General features: G+C 50.6%; 10 protein-coding genes. 8 read left to right on the top strand and 2 right to left on the bottom strand.

Annotated features, from left to right (window positions below; all coding sequences use genetic code 11):
• Nucleotides 1-38: 38 nt before the first annotated feature.
• A complete protein-coding gene (locus Q399_RS0111790) occupies nt 39-545 on the bottom strand; it encodes a glycine cleavage system transcriptional repressor (protein WP_031568694.1) in 507 nt (168 codons plus the stop codon).
• Between the two features lie 298 nt (nt 546-843).
• Here Q399_RS0111790 and Q399_RS0111785 point away from each other — a divergent pair, with 298 nt between their 5' ends.
• From Q399_RS0111785 to Q399_RS0111750, 8 genes are all read left to right on the top strand, one after another.
• Nucleotides 844-1,821 (top strand): PstS family phosphate ABC transporter substrate-binding protein, encoded by a 978-nt coding sequence (locus tag Q399_RS0111785; RefSeq protein ID WP_031568692.1) that lies wholly within the window; start codon nt 844-846, stop codon nt 1,819-1,821.
• Between the two features lie 187 nt (nt 1,822-2,008).
• Nucleotides 2,009-4,288, top strand: coding sequence for an ABC transporter permease subunit (locus Q399_RS0111780; RefSeq protein ID WP_031568690.1), 2,280 nt, complete (start codon nt 2,009-2,011; stop codon nt 4,286-4,288).
• A gap of 14 nt (nt 4,289-4,302) precedes the next feature.
• Complete coding sequence (gene pstA / locus Q399_RS0111775) at nt 4,303-5,964, top strand: phosphate ABC transporter permease PstA (protein ID WP_031568688.1); 1,662 nt, start codon at nt 4,303-4,305, stop codon at nt 5,962-5,964.
• Between the two features lie 96 nt (nt 5,965-6,060).
• Nucleotides 6,061-6,867, top strand: a complete 807-nt coding sequence (gene pstB / locus Q399_RS0111770; protein WP_031568687.1) for a phosphate ABC transporter ATP-binding protein PstB — start codon at nt 6,061-6,063, stop codon at nt 6,865-6,867.
• Between the two features lie 25 nt (nt 6,868-6,892).
• Nucleotides 6,893-7,603 (top strand): phosphate signaling complex protein PhoU, encoded by a 711-nt coding sequence (phoU, locus tag Q399_RS0111765; RefSeq protein WP_031568685.1) that lies wholly within the window; start codon nt 6,893-6,895, stop codon nt 7,601-7,603.
• Nucleotides 7,604-7,766: 163 nt separating this feature from the next.
• Nucleotides 7,767-8,441, top strand: a complete 675-nt coding sequence (locus tag Q399_RS0111760) for a TIGR00153 family protein (protein WP_031568683.1) — start codon at nt 7,767-7,769, stop codon at nt 8,439-8,441.
• A gap of 19 nt (nt 8,442-8,460) precedes the next feature.
• Nucleotides 8,461-9,732, top strand: coding sequence for an inorganic phosphate transporter (locus tag Q399_RS0111755; protein WP_031568681.1), 1,272 nt, complete (start codon nt 8,461-8,463; stop codon nt 9,730-9,732).
• A gap of 226 nt (nt 9,733-9,958) precedes the next feature.
• Nucleotides 9,959-10,882 carry a hydrogen peroxide-inducible genes activator gene (locus Q399_RS0111750; protein ID WP_031568679.1) on the top strand — a complete coding sequence of 308 codons (924 nt, stop codon included), beginning with the start codon at nt 9,959-9,961 and terminating at the stop codon, nt 10,880-10,882.
• A 12-nt stretch (nt 10,883-10,894) separates the two neighbouring features.
• On the opposite strand, the gene Q399_RS0111745 is transcribed toward Q399_RS0111750, so the two are convergent.
• On the bottom strand, nt 10,895-11,119 hold the full coding sequence (locus tag Q399_RS0111745; protein ID WP_031568677.1) for a hypothetical protein: 225 nt from the start codon (nt 11,117-11,119) through the stop codon (nt 10,895-10,897).
• Nucleotides 11,120-11,293: the final 174 nt, after the last annotated feature.

Genomic DNA, 11,293 nt, shown 5'->3' with positions numbered 1-11,293 from the left:
GTTTGAAGATGCACGGGCTATCGTGGGCACACAGCAGATCAGTTCAGATTTTCTACGTCGACCATAACGTCGGATGCTATATCTTCCAGCGCCCGTACCACTTCATCTTTATTTAATCCTTCCGGTAATTCGACAGTGGCAATGGCATTAAACAGAGGGACGCCCCAATTCGGCGCGCTTTGTTTTGAACTTTCAAAATGAATGATGTTAGTGCCTTTGTGTTTAATCACCGATGACAGTTCACGGACTATGCCCGGTCTGTCGTTGCCCGTTATGACAAAACGCAGCAGTTTTTGCTGATTAACGCGGGAGTCCACCCCATGCTGTACGCGGATATCCAGATCCTGCATTTGTTGCAAAGCTGCGGTCAGGGCCGCAACATGTTGTTCTGCTACTTCAACCTGTAAAATCCCGGCGAAGTAACCAGCCAGATGGCTGAGGTTACTCGCCGTCCAATTGCCGTGATAATCGGCAATTAACGTCGCAAGCTGTTCGACCAGGCCGGCTTTATCCTGACCAATCAGCGTTAAAACCAACTGCTTCATAGCGCATTTCCTTGTTTTAGTACTTCGCTGTAAAAGAGATTCAGCGTGAAATATATATCATTAAAAAATATAATTTTTGTTATGGAGCGGGCTTGACCCTGCTACGAAGTTTAATCCGTCCGGGCGCCCAGCCTGCCAAAACTATAGCCAGCCGGCTTGAAAACACAATACCACTGACCGATTTTCCAGGAATTTGCGCTGCACATTTATCCGTCATAATAGTGTCATATTTACGCCATATGATGCGAAGCGTGAACTTCAGGCACAGGCCTGCGAAAGCCAACAAGAGGACTTTAAGGTGAAAACTTTTAAAATTTTATCGACTGCCGCATTGGTAGCTGCAACATTCAGTTTTCAAGCCGCCGCGGTGACCAAAGTCGACCCGGCATTACCTGAGTACCAGAAATCCTCTGGCGTTTCAGGCAACATCTCCAGCATCGGTTCTGACACACTGAACAATCTGATGACGCTGTGGGCTGAAGATTACCGCAAACTGTACCCAAATGTGAACATTCAAATCCAGGGTGCAGGTTCTTCCACAGCGCCAACAGCGCTGACAGAAGGGACCGCCAACTTCGGTCCGATGAGCCGTGCCATGAAGCCAAGCGAAATTCAGGCATTTGAAGCCAAATTTGGCTACAAGCCAACTGCAGTGCCGGTTGCTGTCGATTTACTGGCCGTCTATGTCAACAAAGACAACCCAATCAAAGGCCTGACTATGGCGCAGGTTGATGCAGTGTTCTCCGCGACCCGTAAATGTGGTTATAAAGAAGACGTGACCCGTTGGGGCCAGTTAGGTCTGGATGGCGCCTGGGCAAACCGTGACTTCACGATGTACAGCCGTAACGCAGTGTCAGGTACTTACGGTTACTTCAAAGAACACGCGCTGTGTAAAGGCGATTTTAAATCCAGCATCAATGAACAGCCGGGTTCAGCATCAGTAGTACAAGGTGTCAGTGAATCCATCAACGGTATCGGTTACTCAGGTATCGGATATGTCACTTCTGGTGTGCGTGCATTGCCTCTGGCGAAAAAAGATGGCCAGCCATTTGTGGAGCCAACTGCTGATCATGCCTTAGATGGCAAATATCCACTGTCCCGTTTCCTGTTTGTTTACGTGAACAAACATCCAAATAAAGAACTGACGCCAATGGAACGCGAGTTTATCAAGCTGGTGTTGTCAAAACGTGGTCAGGAAATTGTGGTACGTGACGGTTATGTACCGGTGCCAAACAAAGTGGCGGCCAAAGTACTGGCTGAACTTGGTATCAAATAAATATCAGTTTTTTGCTAAGGCGCCTGCGGGCGCCTTTTGTCTTTGAGCCGGGCCTGCGTCTGCAGTTTCTCCGCAGCAAAAAACTGAATATTGCCAAATTATGACATAATTTCGCGCTGTAATATTTCTGACATAAAACTCATCTAAGCTTTGCAGCATCCGAAAAGTCAGTCCTGGATGTGTAAACATGCAACAGACCTCCACGTCAGCCCCGGTCACCGCAAGGCAGTCTTTATTGCCAAGTGGCGAGAAACGGGCCCGTCTGCGCCGTTGGCGCAGTTTTAAAGACAAAATGTCCAAATACGGCATCGCCTTTGCCGGTATCAGCGTCGTCGCAGCTTTTGCGACTATTTTCATTTATCTGTTCTCCGAAGTTGGACCGATTTTCTCGTCGGCCAGCATCGAGCCGGAGCAGAGTTACCAGATCAACAGCGATAAACCGCTATATACCAATCTGGAACGTTACAGCGAAGTTGGCCTGAACGTATCAGCCAGCGGCGAGCTGCAGTTTTTTGACGCGATGACAGGCGCAGCCGGTGAAAAAGTTCAGCTGGCATTGCCTGCCGACACGACGATTTCGGCTTTTGCCCGCGGGGAGCCACGCTCCGGCTTATTAGCACTGGGCTTGTCGAATGGTCAGGCGCTGGTGATTAAACACGAGTACAACCTGAGTTACCCGAACGACAAACGCAAAGTCGTGCCGGTAGTGACGTATCCGCTCGGCGAATCGCCGCTGGATTTAAATCCTGGCCAGGCGCTACAAAGTCTGGCGGTGCAGGAAGGCAGTGCCGGCACTGCGTTGGTGGCATTTAGCGCCGACGGCAAGCTGAGTTACCACGTGTTTGAAGCGCAGACTGAGTTTATGACCGGTGAAACGACGTTGGTGCGCACCGATTATCCGCTGCCGGATGCACCGAAAAACGTCAGCCGGATTTTGCTGGATACGACCTTGCACAATCTGTTCATCGCCGAAGGCAACGAGAAAATTCACTACTACGACGTCACAGATCCGGCGCAGGCCCGTTATGTCGAAGCCGTCAATGCGGTGGCTGCAGGCCAGCAGGTCACTGCAGTGGAGTTTCTGGTCGGCGCTGTATCGCTGATTGTCGGCGGTTCAGATGGTAGCCTCAGCCAGTGGTTTTTGGTGCGGGATGAGCACAATAATTTCCACTTAAAACATATCCGCGATTTTGAAAAGCACCCGGCGGCCATTCGCCAGATTGAACCTGAATATTCGCGCAAAGGCTTTCTGGCGCTGGATACCTCGGGTCATTTAGGCATTCACTACGGTACTTCAGCGCGTACCTTGTCACTGGAGCCACTGGCTGAAGGCATGAACTTTGAGCGCATTGCCATTAGTCCTATCAACACGGCGCTACTGGCGTTTGCGGCAGACGGTAAAGTTCAGCGCTTTGCTCTGGAAAATGCCCACCCGGATGTCAGCTGGAAAGCGATGTGGAATGAAGTCTGGTATGAAGGTCGTGGCGAAAAAGATTATATCTGGCAGGCATCTTCAGGCTCTGACGAGTTCGAAGCCAAAATGAGCCTGGTACCGCTGGCGCTCGGCACATTAAAAGCTGCGGTGTTTGCGATGTTGTTCGCCACACCGCTGGCCATCATGAGTGCGCTTTATACCGCTTACTTCATGACGCCGAAGCTGCGCGGCAAAGTCAAACCGACCATTGAAATCATGGCGGCGCTGCCGACGGTGATCCTGGGTTTCCTCGCTGGTTTATGGCTGGCACCTTTTGTCGAAAAATACTTAAGTGCAGTCTTTGCCATTCTGTTGCTGTTGCCACTGATGATGTTACTGACCGCTTACCTGTGGCGCTTTTTCCCGCGCAGCTGGCGTGAGCGGTTTGGCCTCGGTTGGGAAGTGGTCATTCTGATCCCGATGATCATCGGCTTTATCTGGTTATGTGTCAGCTTAAGCCCGGCCGTTGATCAGCTGTTTTTTAACGGCAGCCTGCGTCAGTGGTTTACCGACAACGGTATTACTTATGACCAGCGCAACGCTTTGGTGGTTGGTATTGCCATGGGTTTTGCTGTCATCCCGAATATCTTCTCCATTGCTGAAGACGCGGTATTTAACGTGCCACGCCATTTAACCCAGGGCTCGTTAGCTTTAGGTGCAACCCCCTGGCAAACCATGATCGGTGTGGTGTTACCGACTGCAAGCCCGGGTATTTTCGCGGCAGTGATGGTGGGTTTTGGCCGTGCCGTTGGTGAAACCATGATTGTGCTGATGGCAACAGGGAACAGCCCGGTGGTCAATTTCAACCTGTTTGAAGGCATGCGTACCTTATCTGCCAATATCGCGGTTGAGTTACCGGAAACAGCAGTGGGCAGTACTCACTTCCGTGTGTTGTTCCTGGCGGCGCTGGTACTGTTTGTCTTTACCTTTATTTTCAACACGTTGGCTGAAGTGATTCGTCAGCGGTTACGTCAACGCTTCAGTAATCTGTGATCGGAGTGAACGGCATGAGAGCTTGGTTTAAAACGGGAACTCCGTGGATTTGGTTAAACGCTGGTGCAATCGCTTTGTGTCTGGTGATGGTGATTGGCGTGTTGGGGCTGATTGCGGTGCAAGGCGGCAGCCATTTCTGGCCGGCGGACTTGCAGCGCGTGGAAGCGGTGCAGGCAGATGGCAGCAAAAAAACACTGCTGGCAGAGCATGTCCGTACCGAACAGGTCAGTGCAATCACGCTGAAAGATTCAGGCGTCGCACTGCCGGACAATGCTGAAAGTTATGCCCGGCACTTGCTGAAACTGGGTAACCGCGATGTGTACGGTCGCGACTTCGCCTGGTTTTTAGACCACGACCTGAGCGGCTGGGAAAAACCTGCCAACGCTATCGTGATTGAACGACGCGAGTGGGGCAATTTCTACGGCTTCCCACAGCAATTGTTGCAGCAGGATAAAGTTATTGCCGAGGGCGAAGCCTTATGGCCGGCGTTACAAGAAGCGATGGCGCGCGCTAATGCACTGCATGATGACATCACCGACATTGAAAAAGGCGATATCGGTAAAATTAACAAAGCGCTGGAAGCCTTGCGCCTTGGTAAACGCACCATGGAATTACAGGGCGCGAGCGCAGCCGAAATCAGCCAGTACGCCCAGCAGGCAGCAGAAGAGCAGGCCGCTTTGGATGCGCAATATGCGCAGCTGCAGCAAAAGCTGGAAGAGTTGTACACAGAGGCCAAACGCGACAGCCTGAAGGTGGTGACTGCCGAAGGTAAAGAGCTGACCATCAGTCTGTCCAATATTGTGCATGCCCATATGCCGAACCAAATGTCGTTGCTGGACAAATCGGTGCATTACGTGGTGTCTATCTGGAATTTCCTCAGTGATGACCCACGTGAAGCCAACACTGAAGGCGGTATCTTCCCGGCCATTTTCGGCACTATCACGATGGTGATTTTGATGTCGATTATCGTCACGCCTTTTGGGGTGCTGGCGGCGATTTACCTGCGCGAGTATGCCAAACAAGGCACTATGCTGAAGATCATCCGTATTTCGGTGTACAACCTGGCCGGCGTGCCGTCGATTGTTTACGGCGTGTTTGGTTTAGGTTTCTTCGTCTACATCATGGGCGGCAACATCGATGCGCTGTTTTACCCGGAAAAATTACCGGCGCCGACTTTTGGTACGCCGGGTTTGTTCTGGGCATCGCTGACGCTGGCGCTGTTGACGCTGCCTGTGGTGATTGTATCGACTGAAGAAGGCTTGTCGCGCATTCCAAGTACCATCCGGATGGGCAGTCTGGCGCTTGGCGCCACCAAATCTGAGACCTTGTGGAAAGTGGTCGTGCCGCTTGCGACGCCGGCGATGATGACAGGTCTGATTTTATCGATTGCCCGCGCCGCCGGTGAAGTTGCGCCGCTGATGCTGGTCGGTGTGGTGAAACTGGCGCCGACTTTACCGGTCGACGGCACTTTCCCTTTCGTACATTTAGACCAAAAAATCATGCACTTAGGTTTCCATGTATACGATGTCGGTTTCCAGAGCCCGAACGTTGAAGCGTCGCGTCCGCTGCTGTACGCCACGGCGCTGGTGCTAGTTTTGTTAATTGTGGTGCTGAATATGGCGGCCATTCATTTGCGCAATAAGCTGCGCGAAAAGTATCGCAGCGAATCTGACTAGAACCCAAAGATCCGAAGGGGGCCGCACGGCCTCCGCCGGCGGGGCGCAAGGCGTCCCGCTCAGAACCTGAAACGAATATTAAGAGTGAACTGACGTATGACCACACAACAAATTCACAGCGGCTACGGCGAGCTGAATCTGGCAGATGAGAAAATCAAGCTGGAAGTCAATGACTTGCGTTTGTATTACGGCGAATCCCAGGCGCTGAAAACCATCAATATGCAGATCCCGGAAAAACGCGTGACAGCATTTATCGGCCCTTCTGGTTGTGGTAAATCGACGTTGTTGCGCTGTTTTAACCGGATGAATGACCTGGTTGATATCTGTCGCATCGAAGGCCAGATTTTATTGGATGGCCAGAATATTTATGACAAAGCCGTCGATGTCGCCGAGCTGCGCCGTCAGGTCGGCATGGTGTTCCAGAAACCAAACCCATTCCCGAAAACCATTTATGAAAACGTCGCTTATGGCCTGCGTCTGCAGGGCGTCAATGACCGCCGGGTGCTGGACGAAGTGGTTGAAACCTCGTTAAAAGGTGCGGCACTGTGGAACGAAGTCAAAGACCGTCTGCATGACAATGCCTTTGGTTTGTCCGGTGGTCAGCAGCAGCGTCTGGTGATCGCGCGTGCTATCGCCATTGAGCCTGAAGTGTTGTTGCTGGACGAACCGGCTTCTGCGCTGGACCCGATTTCTACGTTAAAAATTGAAGAGTTAATCAACGAGCTGAAAGAGCGTTTCACCATCGTTATCGTCACCCACAACATGCAGCAGGCTGCGCGGGTGTCCGACTATACTGCCTTTATGTATATGGGCAATCTGGTGGAGTATGATGCGACCAACAAGATGTTCACTAATCCGTCGCAACAGCAGACTGAAGACTACATCACTGGCCGTTTTGGTTAATCACCCGACTTAAGCAGAGGTTTTTATGGATAAACTGAATTTAACCAAACATATTTCCAGCCAGTTCAATGACGAAATTGAGCAGATCCGCAACCACATTATGGCGATGGGTGGCCTGATTGAGCAGCAGCTGTCTGATGCGTTAAACGCTATCGCCGGTAGTAATGCTGAACTGGCACAGCAGGTGATCGCCAATGATTTACTGGTTAACGACTGGGAAATCAAAATTGACGCCGAGTGCACGCGCATTATCGCTAAGCGTCAGCCGGCGGCCAGTGACCTGCGGTTGATCCTGACCATCATCAAAGCAATTTCTGATTTAGAACGCATTGGTGATGAAGCCGAGCGGATCGCCAAAGTAGCGTTAGAATCTTTCAGCAGCGCACAGCAGGATTTGCTGGTCAATCTGGAAAACATGGGCCGCCATGTCGCACAGATGCTGCACGATGTGCTGGACGCGTTTGCCCGGATGGATGTTGAAGCGGCGCTGGCTGTTTATAAAGAAGACAAAAAAGTCGACAGAGAGTACGAAGCCATTACGCGCCAGCTGATGACTTACATGATGGAAGACCCGCGATCTATCCCAAAAATCATGAACGTCCTGTGGTCGGCCCGTGCACTCGAACGCATTGGCGATCGTTGCAAAAACATCTCTGAATATGTGATTTCGTTCGTCAAAGGCCGGGATGTGCGCCACAGTGATGAAGACAGTCTGGAGCAAAATGCCCGGAGCTGAATATTCGCTGAATACGTGCTGATATTCGCAGAAGTCAAGCCGGCAGGGTGTAAAATAACTGCCGGCTTTGGCGTTTTATCTGCATGATCGCGTTTTTATTACCGTTGTGTTGCAGTAAAATACGCGCCGACTTTCGTCCACTACAAAACCAAGAGGCAAAGCTATGCCAAGTGCATTTTTGGCTGTTTTCGCAAAATCTCCAATCAAGCCGATTGAAGAACATATTCGTAAGGTCCTGGCGGCCAGCGAGCAGTTACTGCCGTTTTTCGCGGCGGTATATATCAAGGATTGGACTACTGCAGCGGAAGTAAGAAAAGTTATCGTCAGCCTGGAAAAAGAAGCTGACAATTTAAAACGCGACATTCGCGTGCACCTGCCAAGAGGTTTATTCCTGCCGGTTGATCGCACCGACATTCTGGAACTGGTGTCTCAGCAAGATAAAATCGCTAACAAAACCAAAGATATTACTGGCCGGGTGCTCGGCCGTGAGCTGGAAATTCCGGCACCTATCCAACAAGAATTTAATGCCTACCTGCAGCGTTGTATTGATGCAGTTGCTCTGGCATGCGAAGCCATTAATGAACTTGATGAGCTGCTGGAAACCGGTTTCCGCGGTCGTGAAGTTGATTTGGTCATCAAAATGGTGGCAAAAATTGACGAAATTGAGCACGACACTGATGAAATGCAAATCAGTTTGCGCAAATTCGTACGCAAATCTGAAAGTGTGATGAACCCTGTTGATGTGATGTTTCTGTACCGCACCTTAGAGTGGGTTGGCGATTTAGCTGATACTGCGTTAAAAGTCGGTTCACGTCTCGAAATCATGTTGGCTCGTTAAGCGCTAAAGGTAAAAATTCATGGAAATTTTGGCTCAATATGGCCAGGTGCTGGTGTTCGTCGCTGCACTGTTTGGCTTTTTTATGGCTTATGGGGTTGGTGCCAATGACGTCGCCAATGCGATGGGAACCTCTGTAGGTTCTAAGGCGTTAACTCTAAAACAAGCATTGATTATTGCTGCGGTGTTTGAGGCATCAGGTGCCTGGCTCGCGGGTGGTGAAGTAACTTCGACTATCCGTAGCGGTATCGTTGATGCTGCGGCATTCAAAGACGTGCCTGAACTGTTGGTTTACGGGATGATCGGGTCATTGCTAGCTGCAGGTACCTGGTTATTGGTTGCTACGCATTACGGCTGGCCGGTATCAACAACGCACTCTATTGTTGGGGCAATTATCGGCTTTGCTTCAGTGGGTGTCGGCATGGATTATGTTCACTGGGATTCAGTAGGTGGCATCGTTGGCAGTTGGGTCATCACACCGCTGTTGTCTGGTGTACTGGCCTTCTTAATCTTTATGAGCGCACAGCGTTTTATTTTTGACACGGACAACCCGTTAAAAGCGGCGAAGAAGTATGTGCCTTACTACATGTTCTTTGCGGCTTACATTATGTCGTATGTAACGGTGACCAAAGGCCTCAAGCACGTTGGATTAGACTTGTCGACCAATGAGGGGATTTTACTTTGCGTAGCCATCGCCTTTGTGGTTGCACTGATTGGTGCTATCGCGATCAGCCGTTTAAAAATCGACCCGGACGCTGACAAAGAGATGCACTTCAACAACGTAGAGAAAATTTTCGGTATCCTGATGATTTTCACTGCCTGTTGTATGGCCTTTGCTCACGGTTCAAACGATGTTGCGAACGCTATCGGGCCTTTGGCTGCAGTGGTCGGAATCATTCAATCTGGCGGTCAGATTCTTGACAAGGTGTCGTTAGATTGGTGGATTTTACCACTCGGGGCTGTCGGTATCGTAGTTGGTTTGGCAACCTTAGGTGCAAAAGTTATTCAGACCATTGGCGAGAATATTACCCACTTGACACCAAGCCGCGGTTTCGCGGCTGAAATTGCGGCTGCCACAACAGTCGTAGTCGCTTCTGGTATGGGTTTGCCTATTTCCACTACACAAACTTTGGTCGGTGCCGTGCTCGGTGTCGGTATGGCTCGCGGTATTGCGGCACTGAACCTCGGCGTGATTCGGAATATTTTCGTGTCCTGGGTTGTGACCTTACCTGTCGGTGCATTTTTGTCTATCGTGTTCTTCTACGTGATTAAGAACACTATGGAAATGCTGTAAGCACTCTGTAATCTATTGATAAAACCGCCTCCGGGCGGTTTTTTATTTTAGAGATATCTGAGCGCTGATCTCTCAGGCCTATATGAGGTTGTTAAAATGACCTTATTGGAACCAGACCAAAGTATCAGCGGCATCCGGCGCATTTAGGTTGCAGCATACTTTACGCTGGACTAGCATCGTCATCGCTATCTTCGCAGATAATTCAATCGATATAACGGAATTTATGATGAAACGACTGCCCAGCGTGAAACAACTACAGTACCTGTTAGCTCTGCATGAGCATCAACATTTTGGCCGGGCGGCAGACGCCTGTTATATCGGCCAGTCCACTCTAAGCGCGGCAATCGCCAATCTGGAAGAGACTATCGACGCCCAGTTGCTGGAACGTGATCATAAGACTTTTATCTTTACTTCATTAGGTGAGGATGTCGTGCGTCAGGCGCGTTATATCATTGAGCAATGTGAAGAATTAGCCGATTTTGCCCGCAATCAGGGCAAACCGATGACCGGGCAGTTCCGCCTCGGTTGTATTCCGACCATTGCGCCTTTTGTCCTCAGTGAAGTGATGGCGCTAAGCCGTCAGCGTTATCCGGAGCTGCAATTATTGTTGCGTGAAGATACCTCCGAGAACTCGCTGCGGGCCTTAACCGAAGGCCGGCTGGATATGGTGCTACTGGCATTGCCTTATGAAACCGGTGCTTTGCACACCGAAGTACTGGCGCAGGATGCGTTTAAACTGGTCTTGCACAAAGACTGGCAGGATAGGGGGTTTAGCCAGGACATTTCGCAGTGGCCGGATGAAAGTATATTTTTACTGGAGCGCGAACATTGCCTGACCGGTCATGCGGTGAAAGCCTGTGAACTGGAAGATTCGCGTAAAGTGAACCCGTTTTTTGCCACCAGCCTGCACACCTTAACCCAGATGGTGAACAACAAACTTGGTGTGACTTTTATGCCGCAGATGGCGATCAACAGCGGTTTATTGCAGGGCACTGAACTCATTACACAAGCACCGTCGAATAACGGCGCTGCCCGCGATATTGGTGTGGCCTGGCGGCCGACTTCCAGCAAATCGCGGAATTACCGGTTGATGGCGACGCTGATTGCCGAAGTGTTGCAGCAAAAATGCGCGGATAACGCGGCGCTCTGAAGCTAACCGATGTTAAGGCCGCTGGCGGAACTTACTGAAATACAACGGATGTTCCGCCAACCTCCGGTCTGGCAATAACAACAGTAACATCAGCGCAAACAGGTTGAACACCGGCAGCAAGCCGGTCAGCGCAAACAGACGGGGTGAATAACCTTTCTCTGTCGCGAGCTGATAACTGTACCAACTCAGGATGAGTTGGCTAGTGGTGAATAAAACCAGGCTAAACCAGATGTCCATAATGACTCCCTGTGATCTCAGATGTTCTGCACCTGCGCATCCTGCGCTAAAGCCGATTATAGAACAGTGTCAGCCAGGCGCGCCGCGACATTTGCTTTTCTTTCTGTAAGACAAACGCCTGACAGCTGCTTTTGGTCATTGAGAAACTGTGGCCGGATCAGTAGACTGTGCGGC

Source organism: Rheinheimera texasensis DSM 17496, from assembly GCF_000711985.1.
Lineage (GTDB): Bacteria > Pseudomonadota > Gammaproteobacteria > Enterobacterales > Alteromonadaceae > Pararheinheimera > Pararheinheimera texasensis.
Note: the sequence above shows the minus strand (reverse complement) of the source record. Positions and strands in the feature narration are given on the sequence as shown.

Coding starts and splice junctions, on each gene's coding strand:
- pstA (WP_031568688.1), top strand. CDS start 4,303: ATGAGAGCTTGGTTTAAAACGGGAACTCCGTGGATTTGGTTAAACGCT.
- Q399_RS0111755 (WP_031568681.1), top strand. CDS start 8,461: ATGGAAATTTTGGCTCAATATGGCCAGGTGCTGGTGTTCGTCGCTGCA.
- Q399_RS0111780 (WP_031568690.1), top strand. CDS start 2,009: ATGCAACAGACCTCCACGTCAGCCCCGGTCACCGCAAGGCAGTCTTTA.
- pstB (WP_031568687.1), top strand. CDS start 6,061: ATGACCACACAACAAATTCACAGCGGCTACGGCGAGCTGAATCTGGCA.
- Q399_RS0111760 (WP_031568683.1), top strand. CDS start 7,767: ATGCCAAGTGCATTTTTGGCTGTTTTCGCAAAATCTCCAATCAAGCCG.
- Q399_RS0111745 (WP_031568677.1), bottom strand. CDS start 11,119: ATGGACATCTGGTTTAGCCTGGTTTTATTCACCACTAGCCAACTCATC.
- Q399_RS0111750 (WP_031568679.1), top strand. CDS start 9,959: ATGAAACGACTGCCCAGCGTGAAACAACTACAGTACCTGTTAGCTCTG.
- Q399_RS0111790 (WP_031568694.1), bottom strand. CDS start 545: ATGAAGCAGTTGGTTTTAACGCTGATTGGTCAGGATAAAGCCGGCCTG.
- phoU (WP_031568685.1), top strand. CDS start 6,893: ATGGATAAACTGAATTTAACCAAACATATTTCCAGCCAGTTCAATGAC.